Origin of the sequence: Pseudomonas sp. NFACC08-1 (genome assembly GCF_900106735.1) — a bacterium.
In the GTDB taxonomy this organism is placed as follows: Bacteria; Pseudomonadota; Gammaproteobacteria; order Pseudomonadales; family Pseudomonadaceae; genus Aquipseudomonas; species Aquipseudomonas fluorescens_Q.
Genome location: NZ_FNNL01000012.1, coordinates 40,911 through 54,619, shown reverse-complemented (window position 1 = coordinate 54,619; position 13,709 = coordinate 40,911). Strand labels below are relative to the sequence as shown.

Genomic DNA, 13,709 nt, shown 5'->3' with positions numbered 1-13,709 from the left:
GAGACATGGATGACATACATCGATCAGCAGATCGGGCAGAGTCATCGCCATGATTCCTACTACTCCTCTCGATCAGCTCGACACCGAACAACTGCGCAGCCTCGCTGCGCAGTTGCTCAAACGCGTTGAGCATCTAGATACGCAGCTGGCGAGCCTCGGCAAAGAGGTTCTGCCTCAGAAGCCCCGCAACCAGCAACTCATTCACGAAAACAAACCGTTTATGTTTGTATTTAGCCGGGACGGTAAATGCTTATGCTTGAGGCTCCTGATTTGACTAGCACTCTCTCTTTCAAGCGGGACTTCCTCTGCTGGCGGGGCCGGGAGTTCTATGATCGCTATGAATGCCGTGTTGCAGGTATCGATGGAGGGGGCGCGAGTATTGAGTTTGAATTCGAAGGGATCGATGTCGGCTCGGAGGTAGCGGCGGATATTGCCTTTTGCCTTTCCGAAGCTCTGGCCATGACTGAACAAACGGATGTAGAAAGCGCGACGGCAGCACTACGTTACGAGGGCATGCTCAAAAGAAAGTATCGATTATCGCATGGCGCATGGCAGTTCAGCGCTACAGGTTTTTTCCCGGTTGAGAATGCTAGCACTGAGCTTCTGGAGGGGACACTAGGCGCAGGCACCCTTGTCGCTGTGTGAACTATAGAGGAGGGAGGCTTCGAACTAGAACTTGAAGAGATGGGCTATTCGTTTTCTGCGCAGGATGCACTCTGGTTGCAAGAGAAGCTCCTTGAAGTAATCCAGCAGCCTCCAAAGCAGCACCCCCGAGTACGCTTGCTCGACGCAGGATACGGTGCATGGAAACCTTAGTATTCACCTGCATGGGCCTAGCGGAAGTTCAGTGGTGGCGCAGGTGCCCGGTATCGTAGAGGTCACCTTTTCAGTTTCTGCCTAACCTTTCTCGTTAGGTCAGCACGTATCTCGCGGCACGGGCCGGATTTTGCTACAGCGTAGGCAGGACATCCAGCATCACTACTTCTCAACCAAATCTTTGTACAGTTCTCGTGCGGCTAGGATCTGATCTCTGAGTTCTTCGGGGTCAATCCTCATGCCGCCTCGTGGTGTCACCTGCAATGTCTTCAGGCTGTTGGCTGCTTTGATGAAATCTCGTTCCTCCGCCTGTATCCAGGTAGGGCGTTTGTCCTTCCAAAATGACCATGCCATTTTTTGCGTAACCTCACTGCACGATGGTTGGAAGCTAGTATGTGGTAGGCGCAGGGAATGTCCAACCTAGGGCGTGACTCTGAAATCGCTGTAAGCGGAGCGCGCAGACCAGGATCACCGAAGGGCATGAGGATGAAGCCCGAAGGGCCAAGGCGCCAGCTGTTTGGTGGCTTGATGTACGACAGCCACCCGCAGACGGAACATGCGCTGAAACTGCCCTTTGCGAGCAGATCTACCAAACGTCAGGCGGATTGACTCGAGGAGACGGGCAGATATCAACATGAAACTGGTGAGATTTCGGGTCATCCCCAAGGGAAATTTCGTATGCGCAGTCGTGCAATACAGGGGTCGCGTATTCTTCAATGCCCAAGATATTGGATGCAATGATTTCTTTGACAATTCGCCAAAACGGGTATTTGCATCGACCGGAAAGCACTTCATGCTCGCAAAAAAAGTCCACCCACAGGTTACGATTAAGATCCAACCCCTTGATAGGTTCCCACAACGATTCAAGGGCAGGAAAGGTAGCGGCGGCAACGTCGTCACTCAGGAAGAGGCAAAGCTCATTTTTGTGCAAGGCGACCAGCTTCACCCCGGACATCGCGCCTTGGATGTACGCCTGCTCCAAGGTTTCCATAGCGAATCTTTTTTCAAAAGGCTGATATAAGACAGCGAAGCGCTGCTCAGTTGCCCTAGGCAGTGCTTGGAGGTTCGGGTCTTTCCACTGCGGGACGCTGAACACAGCGTAGTGGTGAACCGGATCCAGGGTTACAGGCTCGCACACGGGGCGGAACAGGGACAAAAAAGACATGGTGGTTTTTCTCCTCAGTGGTAACCACAAACTGAAGACCACGGAGTGGGAGGCGTCAAGGCGGTAGGGGACAGAATCTTGTAAAATTATCATTAAATATCAGTACCTTAATAGCATGCCGTTAACTTTTAGAGGGGCGGCTCGCAGTCTTTTCCCCGCAGGATAAGACTATCCGCTTAACAACCCGAAGCAGAGCAACTAATGAACCCTTGCTCCTTGCACGCAGCATGCTCCAAATCGAACCTTTAGGTCTGACACCGATGCTCGTTCAGCGTGAGTTGAGGGTGATGATTAGAGCCGAAAGCGAAGCCGTCAGTCTGATGACGGCTTGGTTTATGCCAGACGGCCCCGTAGAAATGCGACTGGGCCTACGCTAATTATCGCTACGACTGTCACGACTTATCGACTAGCGCCTTGCGATCAGAAACTCATCTGCCTTGGGCAGATAATGGTGAAGAATATCCATTGAAGAGTGGCCAGACAGCTGACTAGCGATCAAAGCGATATTAAGTTCGCGCTGAAACTCCCTGATCACGTTCATTCGATGACTTACAGCTCGGGGTGAAGTCATCATCCATGCCTCCCAAATTCTTCGGAACTCGCGCTGACGTATTGGCGCGCTGGGGCTGTGCGGGGATGCAAACAGATAATGTTCGGCCGGAAGCCCGCTGGCCGAGATGTAGCCTGCCAGGAGCTCATCAGTGTGGTGAGTCAACATGATGGGTTTTTGTGGGTTACGAGCTTTGTGTCGAACTACCCTCAAGCATTGGAAGCGGACATCGGAATGGTCGCCAACCTTCATTTTCCGGAGCTCTTGCGGACGAACACCTGCTTCTAGAAGTGCTTCAACGCATTGAGCCCGGATGCCGGACAGGGTACCGCTGCCGGTGATTGGAGCCTCCCCCGTAGTTGTCGGGCGCGTACTGTACGATGCGTCTGAGCGGTCATGGTCATCAACTGCATGCACTCGCCGGATTGCTTCCTCATGCAGCGCATATTTGAGCCGTTGTGGCGGGTATCAGGCTGACGACGTCGTGGTTTCCAGGGGTCACAACCAGAATGTTTTCGAGTCGGAGCAGCGATGAAGTGGTCATTTCGATTCCTCGGTCTGTGATGGAGGAAATAAAGACGACGAGCGGGGAAGCGGCAAGCTATAGGTGGGTTGCTGACAGGATTTCCGATGAAAAAGCGTAACCTCTGAGCATACCCTTAAAAATTAGTCGCACGTTGCGCACGCAGTTGATAGGTCGGCAGACTTGAGCACGACATAAGATGTGATAACTTCTCCCGCCTGAGCAGGCCACGTACACAAAGGATTTCGTGTGGATAGGGATTGGGTAAGAGATTTTATTGAGAACTTTTCGTCAGCCACTATTGGTGAGATGGACATCCCGAATCTTATAAGCGGAAAAACCCTGCACACGCCCAATCGGCTGTTTAAAATCCGGCCTTGCGGCAAGTATGCATTTAGGAATTTGGCTGAGAAAAGCCTCTGGCTGAGCGTAGCCAGTGAGTTCAATGACCCATACGACACGGCATTCTGGATTGACTATCGGAAGCTCGCTGCTTGGCAGAAGCTTGATGAGCTAGGTTTCCGCGATGACCAGATCGCTACTGCTCTCTCGTCAGACGACCCCGTTGCTGCGGTAGTGGCACTGGTGTCGGGTCAAGAACCGGGCCTCCTGAATGTTAATCAATGGGTTCATGAAGTTGGGATCTTGGCGCCGAATCACCAAGCGGGGCAGCTACCAAACCTCATTGATCAGCTCAAAAGCAGCTACAAAATCTGCTGCCTGAGCGAGCGCGTGGATTCAGTGTTGATGTGGAGCCACTATGGCGCCGACCATACCGGATTCGCCATGGAGTACGACTTCACACGGCTTCACCGAAATGAGCTTCCCACCCTCACACTCTGGCCGGTCGCCTACACCGATAAGCTGTTCGACATTACCCATATTCTCAGAGCTCACCGTCAGGGCAAGGACTTCAACAAGCTTTTTGGCATTGCCGCATCGTTGTGCAAGGCTGTCGATTGGAAATACGAACGCGAATGGCGCTGGGTAATTCCAGATGGCGATAGAAAGACCAAAGGCTTCAACCGTTCCGCGCCACTCAAGGCTGTTCATCTTGGGGCTAAGATCTCGGATGCTCATGCGCTTGAGATCCTGACCATCTGCAGCGAAATCGACATCCCGGTCTACAAGGTCACGCTCGCGCCCAACGAGTTCCGGATGATCTCGGTGCTTACTAGCCTCGATGACTGGTGTTCGATGTATGGGCGTCAGCAAGGCAACATGCCTCGAGAGTGGATGATGCAGGAGCACCCACTTCGGAGCGACCTGACAGAAGACGGCGCCGAAACGGCTTGAGTGCTGAGGTGGCATGCTGGTTCTAGGTGGTAGGCATAGCGAGATCATCACGAGCGGCTGCAGTGTACGACTCGCGTTCATCGGTCGAACTTAAGGTTCGAGCCCGAGCGACTGTCTCATCCGTATGATGGCCATGTCTGCTTCGCCATTGGGCAGCGTCTCAGCTCGATAGGGGACGTCCACACGTGAGCCCGGATGTACCTCATTCAAAGTGACCTCGATTCCCACCGTCCGAAGGGCATCTACAATGACCTCGACAATCGGGTCAAGGCTGGCAAGCCCACTCCAAGACGTTCTTGTTTCCCAAGCATTTCGGAGTTCACTTAACAGAGCGTCAAAATGCTGGGTTAGATCGCTTGCGACTTGGCAGCGTCCCTCAAGGTCGGCGGGCTCCCCAATGCCATCAAGATGGCCCATCAGGTAGGCCGCCATTTTCAATGGCATCGCGGTTTCGCGCCCTGTCTCTACCAACAGCCTGGCAACGTCGCCATGCATCCGGAATTCTTTGATCGTGGTGCGCGCCCTCTCTACAGCGCCTTCGAGAGATGTTTCGAGACCTTGAACGTAGCTATCAGTCACGAGCGCTCCCCGACTGATCAACGCGCTAAGCCGGCAGGCTGCATATTCTTCCCAGATCGTGTGAGCAGTGTCCCGCAGAGTGCTCGTAGCCCAGTCCCCCTGATGAGGTTCCAGCATTACTCCTGGGGAGTGATCCTCGAACCAGCAGGCAATTTGAACGTGGCCGAGTTCATGCGCGAGGATGTTGGCCGCAGCCCAGAATTCATCAGTCTCCATGTCTCGTAAAGCCACATCGAGAAGGACGTTTCCTTTCAGCACAACGTGCATTTTGATGGCGCCATCCCGGCGAACCCTCAACGATTTACCGACTCCTACGAGACCACCTTCATTGGTGTATCGCTTGGCTATCGTTGACTCATAGCCCAAGTGCACCGAATCCAGCGCTGCATCGTAATCGAAGCCAATCGTGATACCGTCCAGATTCGACAGATCCATGACTCGGCCACAGATGACGACTACTTCAGTGACAGCAGAGATAAATTTGTCTTTCCACTCAGTACCGTCAGGAATGTCTCGGAAACTAATCCTGCACGACGCGGGAATGGAGCAGGGGGGTAACGGCTGCTCTGGAGCTTGGGTGTCTTCAATCACGTTGATGCCTCCGTGTTCACTCCGAAAATTCCGCCGGAGCAGGTAGCCTTTTATGATGAAAGCGCCCGCGACTATGGGCGCTTATTCCAACGAGAGACGATAATTCAGAGAGCCAGCCTACGAGTCCATCCATGCACGGCGTAATCGAACGTCACGATGGCTGCCGCTTCCGAGGCTATCTTATGGAAAGCATTGTCTTTAGTGATGTCGCCGTAATCGCTGATGCCGCGCACAACCAAGACGGGGACTTCCTGCTTATCGCAGGCGTCGAATACCCCGTAAGCCTCCATTTCCGCAACAAGCGCTTTTTCGTGAATGCGCTGAAAATCTTCAAATACCTCAGGATCACGAATCAGCAATTCTCCGGATGCAATCGTCGCTGGCGAAACCATTAGCCTAGCCGCCACTTCACCCGCCTTGGATTCGGGCGGCATCGAGAAACCAAGCTGATCCGCACGTTCCAGAAGGCGAGTGGGCAGAGACTCGGTTGCGAAATAGGTGTTGAGATCTTGCTGAGTTGAGAGGCCCGGCCGTTGCATTTCAGGACGTCGGGCAATAGTGCCACCTGCGTGCGCTGCTCCACCTTCGTAGTACACGACACGCTCGGACAGAATGACTTCCCCGAGGCTGAGTTTTTTACGTCGACCGCCCGCGATGCCCATCATCAGCACTTTTTTAGGCTTGAGCTCAGACAGCAGGATGCTGGTGATGGAGCTTGCGTTGACGTTGCCCGGGTTACCCAAGGAGGCGACTACACAGGAAAGAGGGCCATCTGCTCGCTGGATCGTCACAGGCCAATACTGCACACCATGGGTGGTGTGGCGTGTTGGAATATCTTCAGTGATGCCGAAGACCTTCCTGGCAGCTGCAAGCTCGATGGCGATGGCCGTGATCACCAGGAGATCTGGAGAGCGCGCGGCTTCTCGGGCCTCGCTTTCAGCCTGGAACAGGCCAACAGAGAGATCTGCGATCTTATCCAGGCCGTATATGGGCTCCTGAAGAGACATGCTATCTAGGCGTCCTTTCACCTGCTCGCCAGTAAAGGGGAACATGGTGAGCGGTTCCCTGAAGAAATTCGCCCGCAGAGCTAGTGCACCTTCGCCATCTTCGCTGAAGCCGCCGAGCTGAAGGTCAAATGGCAGCACTGGGAGCTTACGTCTGCGCAGCTTTCGCGCTCGGTCGGAGACGCCTTTGCCACCGCCGACAGCAATCATAGCCGTGGCCACTTCGACCTGCTCATCACCGATATACCCGCCGGTGACCATGTCGTCCTCGATGTAGACGATCTGCGCGTAGTTCTCAGCGGAAAGGCGGCGGATCAACGTCCGCTGCTCGAGCGTCATTTTGTTCTGCATAGCCAGCTGCGAGGTGACGATCTTCAACTGGTGGGCTGGAGCATAATCAGCCAACAGCTTCTCAGCCTCGTAGGCCACCGTCCAATCGAAGGTCAGCGCATCGCCATTCTCATTGACTGGCAGGCCTGCCAGGTAGACGACTAGGCCTCCGTTTGCGGCCAATACGCTTTTTGTCACCGCGCGAGTGAAGTCGTGCGCTAGATCGATCGAGGCCTTCTCTGACTTTTTCGAGATACTGCCCGCAATCAGAATGAATTCATTTTCAAGGTTTGCCATCGTGACAATTCCGGTAGCTGAGGTGTTAAGTGTTGGCTAAATTTTTATGGGTTAATACTGGAGTAGTGCCCTGATCTCGTCCCTGTTTTTGAGGGCGAGCTGGATGACCTCGGGCTTCTGGCCGGCCTGATCGTCATTCAGGTTAAGCTGGAACAGCAGGTACAAAAGCAGAGCTCGACGGCATTCGATATGCATCTCACCCTGTTCCATCAGGAAGTCGGCCTCAATCAATTGGCGTTGCGCCGAGCTAAGGCCAGGGTGTGGGACTAGAACCACATCCACGATGGTATTCCAGGCGTAGTCTTCATCAGCCCGCTCCTGATCCTGCCCACCATATTTGCAATGCTTGATACGGGTCAGAGAAAAGTCCCGGAAGGCCTGACGTTTGTGGCAATAAGCCCGGACGTGCCAGCGGTTCCCGTCATGCACCAAAGCATGAGGAGAAAGTCGCCGCTCGCCACCTTCCGGGTCTGTCATTGACTGATAGAACACCTCTACGTAACCCTTTTCGCGAATCGCGCGAAGGATCTCCCCAACAACATCTGCGTTGAGTCGACGGCCCAGTTTGGGTACTGCGGATACAGGGGACTGCCAACCCAAGAAGTTCCCATATGGAATCTCTGGCTGCACGGCCACGCGAAGCAAATCATCCAGGTAGCGCTCGACCGAGGTAGATCGGAAAACCGCTTTGAATGTATCGGTCGCCCTATAAACCCTCGCCCGGGTGTCGTACTCCAGGTTGTTCTCGGCAAGCTTGCCGTACTCAGTGATATCCAATGATGCCTGTGGCACTGATATCCCGAAGAAGTCAGTGAGGCTGCTTCGGTTGATCTGGCCATCCCACCGCAGTCGGTAGTCGATAAATTCCAACCGGCGTTCCTGTCCCCAACGTGCTCCTTGCCGTCCCTTGCTGGAGGGTTGGTCGTCCGTGGGTATGGATTCGTTTGTCATGATCGAACCTTGATAGCGTATAAAAACTAGACTGCATATAAATACTATGCGTATAGTAATCATACGCTAGTGAGCTGGAGTTCGCAATTTTCCTGGCCGGATCTTTTGAGGGTGCAGGACGTTCAAGCCACAGGGAGCTGTAAGGGCAATTTCGGCATAGCGCTCGAGTTGGTGCGCCATCTCGTCCGTCGGCACGTGTTTGAGCCGCTGGTAGGGAGGCTTTGCGATTAACACATATCCATGAAGGGGGCGGCAGATGCCACTTACCAACACTCAGATCAAGTATTACGACAGTAACGTGCTGCGCCTGCCCAAGGACAAGCGGGAAACCTACAACGCTCAGGTCGACCGCCTGATCGCAGCGCTGAAGGACAGCCTGAAGAAGCAGGACAAAATCATCATCAAGAAAGTGGTGAAGGCGGGGTCTTTTGCCAAGCACACCATCCTGCGTCCCAACGCTCAGAATCCTGCCGACGTTGACGTGGTTTTCTATATCAGCGGCCAGAAGGTGGACGAAGAGACCTTCGCTACTCTGAGCCAGAAAATCTACGATGCCCTGATCAAGCTATACCCGAATAAGTCTGTTGAAGACTTTGAAATCCAGCGCAAGGCAGCAAAAGTCACCTTCGTGGGTACCGGGCTGGAGGTAGATATCGTTCCGGTCATCGAAAACCCGAATAAGGAAAACTACGGCTGGCAGTTCGACCGGATTGACGGGTCGAAGACTGAAACCTGCGCGCCGTGTCAGGTGAATTTCGTGAAGGTTCGGAAGAACGAAGATCCGGACTTCCGCACTCTGGTGCGACTGGCCAAGCGCTGGCGTACCTGGAAGGAGGTACCGCTCAAGTCCTTCCACATTGAACTCATCATGGCCCATGTGTTGGAAATAAAGGGCAAGACCGGCTTGCTGGAGAAGCGCTTCCGTGACTTCCTGCTCTACATAGCTGAATCGGGGCTCAAGGACGTCATCAAGTTTCCCGAGAACGGCAATGTGCCCGAATTTTCCGATACGGTCGTGATCATTGACCCGGTCTGTGACACCAACAATGTAGCCAGCCGTATCACCGAAGATGAGCGCAAAGAAATCGTCCAGCTCGCCGACGAGTCTTGGGAAACCGCCCACTTCGCATCGGTGGAAGACGACTTCGAAATCTGGAAGGAACTGTTCGGCAAGGGCTTCAAAGTGGAGGACGCGGCATGACCTACAGCGCCACCCAAACGACGACCTACACCACCACTGACATCGAAGCAGTCGTGCGCCGTATCACGGCCGACCTCTTGATGATCGCATCCAGCAGCGAGGCTGTGACCGAGGCAAAAGCAAAAGAGTGGGCTAACGACATTGAGGTGCTGGCCAAGAATGGTTACCTCAAATTCGCTGACCTTACCCTGCTGAGCAATGGGGTCGAACAGAAAGCTACCCGGTACTACGTGAACGAGTCCGGCTCCTTGGCCAATCAACGTCCTGGCGACGCGCGCTGGCCCAAAGTATCGAACCCGCACCTGCGGATCGTTCTGTCTTACAACGACAGCTATACCCAACAGGCTCGGGACAAAATGGCAGGCAAGTTAAAAATCAACTGGACGACCTCCTACGACGACATCAGTCACTCGCAGCTCACCCAAAGCGGTAGCCGCGAATACTCTAGCAACGGCTACGGCATGGAACGTAAGGACTACACCCGATGAGCACAACCTCCGTTTTTGACTCGGCCATCGAGCTGCCGGACATTCAGCTGACTGATCGCGAGAAAGTGTTACTCGGGTTTACTGGACGCTATGAACGTGTGCAGAACCAGCTTCAACTGCTGCTGAACCAGGGTCAGTTGTCCGAGTGGAGCAAGCAGCATCACAACAAGGTGCTGCCGATCTGCAACCTCGTAGCCGATCAGTATCCCCTAGTAATCTTCCATGGCGACGTTGGTACCGGGAAAACCGCAACAGCGGAGTGCATTGCTAACCGTATTGTCCTGGACTCGCGCGCTGAGGACTCGGTGCTGTTCAAGCTGAGCAACCGCGTTCGTGGTTCCGGTAAGGTCGGCGAGATGGGCACTCTCTTAACCCAGGCTTTCGCGGAAGTCGCCGAGGCAGCAGGTAAGAAGCGCCGGGCAATTTTGATCATTGACGAAGGTGACTCGATCGCGGCCTCCCGATCGCAAAGCCATAGCCACCACGAAGACAAGGTGGCAGTGAACACCTTGATCCAAGGCGTAGATGAATTGCGCAAGTACGGCGGCCGAATCGTGGTGATCTTGTGCACCAACCGGCTCTCCGTTCTTGACGCAGCGCTTCGTCGTCGTGCAGCTATCGTTGAAGAGTTTACTCGGCCCGATATCGCTGAGCGGAAGGAGCTATTCAGCATGGACTTGGCAGGCATGGGCCTTTCTGACAAGCAACTGTCTGAGCTGGCTACTGTCACTGGTGAGCGCAACGGTCAGCCCGTATGGACTTACTCAGATATCCGGACTCGTTTGTATCCTACTGCGATGGCAAAGGCTTTCCCGAACAGGCCGCTGACCTTTCAAGATCTGACCGACTCGATTCTGTCGATGCGGCCGTCTCCGGTGATGGAAGACAAGTAATCGACCAAGACCGTGGTCGGTGAAAGGGTTTGATGGGGCTAGGGCGGGGCGACTTGCCTTCTCTCCCATCGAATTTGCCTGCCGATCATTTCCAGCATTTTGGTGTCTGGTAATGGACGCTGTGGTTGTCAGCCTGGCAACTGCTCAAACGGGGTAACTATGAACGCCGACAAAGAAATTTTCGTTTCCGTAGATATTGAGGCTTCAGGCCCAATTCCCGGGAAGTACAGCATGCTGTCAATCGGGGCGTGCTTGACCTCAAACCCGGAGGAGCAGTTTTCTTGCTACCTGAAACCGATCTCTGAAGAGTTCGTTCCTGCAGCTCTGGAGGTGACGGGCTTGTCCTTGGATAAGCTGCGTAAAGAGGGCTTGGAGCCAACTGAGGCAATGTCACAGTTCAAGGCTTGGGTTGAGTCTCTTGCCGGTGCAGACCAGTCGGTAGTGTTCGTGGGCTTCAATGCATCCTTCGATTGGAGCTTCGTGAATTACTACTTCCACCAGTACCTCGGTGAGAACCCATTTGGCATCGCAGCGTTGGACATCAAATCGATGTTCTTCGGTACCGCCCAGTGCACCTGGAAATCGACTCGGTCGAGCGAGATTGAGAAGGTCGTAAGCCCTGAAACGTCTGGCAATCACGATGCGTTGGACGATGCCGTGTATCAGGCAGAGCTGTTCAATTTGATTCGACAGAAGCTGGTTGCTAGCAAGCGCTCGTAAATTTTTGTGGGTGGATTGCCAAGCACTTTACTGTTACCACCTTGGCTTGAGGGCTTAGCCGGTGATCAGAATGGGCCATGGTGGTTGCTGAAGCTGGGATTGACACTGAAATCGTGTATCTCAGGAAAATCAATGGACAATCGAAAATAGCAGTGGGTGTGATTGATCCGTTAGACGGTGCGCGCTTGTGGGCCGCTTACCGTTGAATAGGAGGTATCACTCCAAAAGAGGGCTCCATGTACACAACCGACAGCACCAATATTGCGGTATACAACCACCTCATGAAGGTCGCTAAGGAGATTGCGCTGACCAATCCAAAAGGTCTTCCTGATTTGATCCGCGCAATCCTCAGGCCGCTTCAGTCCGAACATCTGCTAGCGGTAGCTGAACGTGGTCAAGACGCGCTGCCAAACCTTGATGGTGCTTGGTTCTTTGGATCAGCCGTGCGCGACAGATTATTCTCCACCTCTGGATCTCGCTGGCTTGGCCGACCACTTCCCCAAAACCAGTACGTCCTCAAGCTTTCCCGGGATATCGTGCTTCCATGGCCATGGAGTCTCCGAGGTTACGTTTCAGCTCTGGCGACTATTGGCTCCGTGTACGGACCGGACACATGGTTGACACCTGTGCGGAGACATAGTGGACACATTATGCGCCGTAGTCAGGGTTATTCACGTCGAAGGTCCGTAAGAAGTGATGGCAGAAATAGACGTCAAACAAGCCATCGCTTTCAGCGTTAGGGCGTATTGCGATGTGCTGTCCTACCAGTCCTTTGGCGATGCTGAAGTAGCGTTTCTGGAAGCGAAATCGACTGTGATACACCTTGGCCAACACATCATCCGGGCCATATTCAAACTCTGACAGTTGCTGCGGATACGCCCAGGGGCTGCTCCGATAGCGGTCCATAGGCACCTTGTAGCCCAGCGCCTGATGGGGGCGCTGCAGGTTATAAACCTCACGCCATCGATCAAAAGCCGATTGAGCGTCCATTAGCGTGGAAAAATGACGCCCATCCAGCACTTCTGCTTTGAGCGAGCGGTGGAAACGTTCGATCTTTCCATTGGTTTGAGGATGGCGAGGACGGCTGAAACTGATCCGGATCCCCAGGCGAATCAGCCAGATACTCAGCTCTGTCACTTCACCCGGATTGCGTGGCGAGCCCCAGGGTGGGCCGTTATCGACGTTGATACGCGCCGGCAAGCCATAGCGTTGGAAAACCTCGATCATCCTCTCCTTCACCGTGGCTCCCCGTTCGTTGTCACAAGCCTCAATGGCTAGGCTGAACCGAGAATGATCGTCCAGCAGGGTCAGGGGATGGCACCGACCTTGTTGCAGCGCAAAATGCCCTTTGAAATCCATCTGCCAAAGATCATTAGGCGCGTCGTGTTCAAATCTCAGCGTTGCCGATTGCTCTCTCTGAGAGGGCTGGATCAGGCCGTGCCGGTGCAAGACATTGGTGACGGTGCTGGGGGCGATACGTTTTTCCAACAGGCTGCTAATCGTGCGTCCGCCCCATGCCGGATGGGCCAGCCTAAGGGCCACGACTTGCGCCTCCATGGCGACCTGCGTCAGTTTGGGGCTGGTCGCGGGTCTGCGAGATTTCTCTTGCAGACCAGGCTGACCATGCGCCTTGTAGCGATCTAGCCACTTGTAGGCTGTTTGCGGGCTGATACCGAATCTTCGACACAGCTCACGTTTATTGCTGCCGGGTTGCCGTGCTAAGGCAACGAACTCTTCTTTCAGGCTCATGGCATCTCTCGTAGTCCAGGGCATGATGGCTTTCCGGCGAAATTGGCTCGCTGGAAAGTGTCAACCATGTCCCCGCACACCCGTCAACCATGTGTCCGGTCCGTACAGCTCCGCCAAAGCACCCGTCGCCATGAGCCAGACATCTACAAGGCCCTACAGCCGTAACTATCAAGGGCCGTGGGTTCAGGACGATAATCATAGTGTGCATCTTTGGTTACCTTGGGGTATCGGTTTTGTATATGGAGGGAATCACTCGATCGCTGCAGGGATTCTGGCTGGAGAGGGTGAGGTCATCCCTGAAAAGGTGTACGACATGAGTCACCTCTTGGACAGCCTTCACTGCGACGGGGCGTATTTCTACGAAGCGGACAATGGAGAGAAGGTCGAGGCTGTTATCGACGTAAGGCGCGCTGCAGTTTTTGAGATTGGTAGGCTTATGGGTGCACAACACTCGTGAAGGCTGCATTGAAACCATCGAGAATCGCTGTGGGAGCTTGATCGTCTGCCGCTGTAGACATCGCGATGAGGTATTTAAAAGGTGCTCTATCTAGATTCT

General features: G+C 54.1%; 15 protein-coding genes. 9 read left to right on the top strand and 6 right to left on the bottom strand.

The features are described 5' to 3' along the window. Positions 1-49 precede the first annotated feature (49 nt). Together BLU76_RS22355 and BLU76_RS22350 are read left to right on the top strand one after the other, a co-directional pair. Complete coding sequence (locus BLU76_RS22355) at positions 50-274, top strand: hypothetical protein (protein WP_078833745.1); 225 nt, start codon at positions 50-52, stop codon at positions 272-274. Next, complete coding sequence (locus tag BLU76_RS22350; RefSeq protein ID WP_256572699.1) at positions 253-645, top strand: hypothetical protein; 393 nt, start codon at positions 253-255, stop codon at positions 643-645. The genes BLU76_RS22355 and BLU76_RS22350 overlap by 22 nt, the downstream gene beginning before the upstream one ends. 757 nt (positions 646-1,402) lie before the next feature. On the opposite strand, the gene BLU76_RS22340 is transcribed toward BLU76_RS22350, so the two are convergent. Continuing rightward, positions 1,403-1,981 (bottom strand): hypothetical protein, encoded by a 579-nt coding sequence (locus BLU76_RS22340; RefSeq protein ID WP_092224501.1) that lies wholly within the window; start codon positions 1,979-1,981, stop codon positions 1,403-1,405. Positions 1,982-2,387: 406 nt separating this feature from the next. Continuing rightward, positions 2,388-2,948, bottom strand: coding sequence for a tyrosine-type recombinase/integrase (locus BLU76_RS22335; RefSeq protein WP_170867317.1), 561 nt, complete (start codon positions 2,946-2,948; stop codon positions 2,388-2,390). Positions 2,949-3,303: 355 nt separating this feature from the next. Between BLU76_RS22335 and BLU76_RS22330 the strand changes: the two genes are divergently transcribed. Further along, positions 3,304-4,350, top strand: a complete 1,047-nt coding sequence (locus BLU76_RS22330) for a DUF2971 domain-containing protein (protein ID WP_078833749.1) — start codon at positions 3,304-3,306, stop codon at positions 4,348-4,350. A 90-nt stretch (positions 4,351-4,440) separates the two neighbouring features. Here BLU76_RS22330 and BLU76_RS31600 read toward each other — a convergent pair whose 3' ends face one another. The 3 genes from BLU76_RS31600 to BLU76_RS22315 form a co-directional block, all read right to left on the bottom strand. Beyond that, positions 4,441-5,520 carry a hypothetical protein gene (locus BLU76_RS31600; protein WP_170867316.1) on the bottom strand — a complete coding sequence of 360 codons (1,080 nt, stop codon included), beginning with the start codon at positions 5,518-5,520 and terminating at the stop codon, positions 4,441-4,443. A gap of 104 nt (positions 5,521-5,624) precedes the next feature. Continuing rightward, a complete protein-coding gene (locus BLU76_RS22320) occupies positions 5,625-7,151 on the bottom strand; it encodes a phosphorylase family protein (protein ID WP_092224497.1) in 1,527 nt (508 codons plus the stop codon). A 51-nt stretch (positions 7,152-7,202) separates the two neighbouring features. After that, positions 7,203-8,021 carry a WYL domain-containing protein gene (locus tag BLU76_RS22315; protein ID WP_078833751.1) on the bottom strand — a complete coding sequence of 273 codons (819 nt, stop codon included), beginning with the start codon at positions 8,019-8,021 and terminating at the stop codon, positions 7,203-7,205. 337 nt (positions 8,022-8,358) lie between these two features. Between BLU76_RS22315 and BLU76_RS22310 the strand changes: the two genes are divergently transcribed. The 5 genes from BLU76_RS22310 (at position 8,359) to BLU76_RS32395 (ending at position 12,144) form a co-directional block, all read left to right on the top strand. Then, the gene (locus BLU76_RS22310) at positions 8,359-9,303 is read left to right on the top strand and encodes a CBASS oligonucleotide cyclase (RefSeq protein WP_078833752.1); all 945 of its coding nucleotides are present in this window, start codon (positions 8,359-8,361) and stop codon (positions 9,301-9,303) included. Then, on the top strand, positions 9,300-9,791 hold the full coding sequence (locus tag BLU76_RS22305; RefSeq protein ID WP_078833753.1) for an HORMA-1 domain-containing protein: 492 nt from the start codon (positions 9,300-9,302) through the stop codon (positions 9,789-9,791). Before BLU76_RS22310 ends, BLU76_RS22305 begins: the two co-directional genes overlap by 4 nt. Beyond that, positions 9,788-10,684: an AAA family ATPase gene (locus tag BLU76_RS22300; RefSeq protein ID WP_078833754.1), complete on the top strand. Its 897-nt coding sequence runs from the start codon at positions 9,788-9,790 to the stop codon at positions 10,682-10,684. The genes BLU76_RS22305 and BLU76_RS22300 overlap by 4 nt, the downstream gene beginning before the upstream one ends. A 159-nt stretch (positions 10,685-10,843) precedes the next feature. Beyond that, complete coding sequence (locus BLU76_RS22295; protein WP_078833755.1) at positions 10,844-11,404, top strand: 3'-5' exonuclease; 561 nt, start codon at positions 10,844-10,846, stop codon at positions 11,402-11,404. A 236-nt stretch (positions 11,405-11,640) separates the two neighbouring features. Next, positions 11,641-12,144 (top strand): DUF6710 family protein, encoded by a 504-nt coding sequence (locus BLU76_RS32395; RefSeq protein ID WP_371915045.1) that lies wholly within the window; start codon positions 11,641-11,643, stop codon positions 12,142-12,144. Here BLU76_RS32395 and BLU76_RS22290 read toward each other — a convergent pair. Next, entirely contained in the window at positions 12,053-13,177 is a 1,125-nt protein-coding gene (locus BLU76_RS22290; protein WP_092146064.1) for an IS481 family transposase, read from the bottom strand. The two genes, BLU76_RS32395 and BLU76_RS22290, sit on opposite strands and share 92 nt — an antisense overlap. On the opposite strand from BLU76_RS22290, the gene BLU76_RS32390 reads away from it, so the two are divergent. After that, positions 13,152-13,610: a DUF6710 family protein gene (locus BLU76_RS32390; protein ID WP_371915044.1), complete on the top strand. Its 459-nt coding sequence runs from the start codon at positions 13,152-13,154 to the stop codon at positions 13,608-13,610. The genes BLU76_RS22290 and BLU76_RS32390 overlap by 26 nt on opposite strands. Positions 13,611-13,709: the final 99 nt, after the last annotated feature.

Coding starts and splice junctions, on each gene's coding strand:
- BLU76_RS32395 (WP_371915045.1), top strand. CDS start 11,641: ATGTACACAACCGACAGCACCAATATTGCGGTATACAACCACCTCATG.
- BLU76_RS32390 (WP_371915044.1), top strand. CDS start 13,152: ATGGCATCTCTCGTAGTCCAGGGCATGATGGCTTTCCGGCGAAATTGG.
- BLU76_RS22300 (WP_078833754.1), top strand. CDS start 9,788: ATGAGCACAACCTCCGTTTTTGACTCGGCCATCGAGCTGCCGGACATT.
- BLU76_RS22290 (WP_092146064.1), bottom strand. CDS start 13,177: ATGCCCTGGACTACGAGAGATGCCATGAGCCTGAAAGAAGAGTTCGTT.
- BLU76_RS22295 (WP_078833755.1), top strand. CDS start 10,844: ATGAACGCCGACAAAGAAATTTTCGTTTCCGTAGATATTGAGGCTTCA.
- BLU76_RS22350 (WP_256572699.1), top strand. CDS start 253: ATGCTTGAGGCTCCTGATTTGACTAGCACTCTCTCTTTCAAGCGGGAC.
- BLU76_RS22310 (WP_078833752.1), top strand. CDS start 8,359: ATGCCACTTACCAACACTCAGATCAAGTATTACGACAGTAACGTGCTG.
- BLU76_RS22355 (WP_078833745.1), top strand. CDS start 50: ATGATTCCTACTACTCCTCTCGATCAGCTCGACACCGAACAACTGCGC.
- BLU76_RS22340 (WP_092224501.1), bottom strand. CDS start 1,981: ATGTCTTTTTTGTCCCTGTTCCGCCCCGTGTGCGAGCCTGTAACCCTG.
- BLU76_RS22320 (WP_092224497.1), bottom strand. CDS start 7,151: ATGGCAAACCTTGAAAATGAATTCATTCTGATTGCGGGCAGTATCTCG.
- BLU76_RS22305 (WP_078833753.1), top strand. CDS start 9,300: ATGACCTACAGCGCCACCCAAACGACGACCTACACCACCACTGACATC.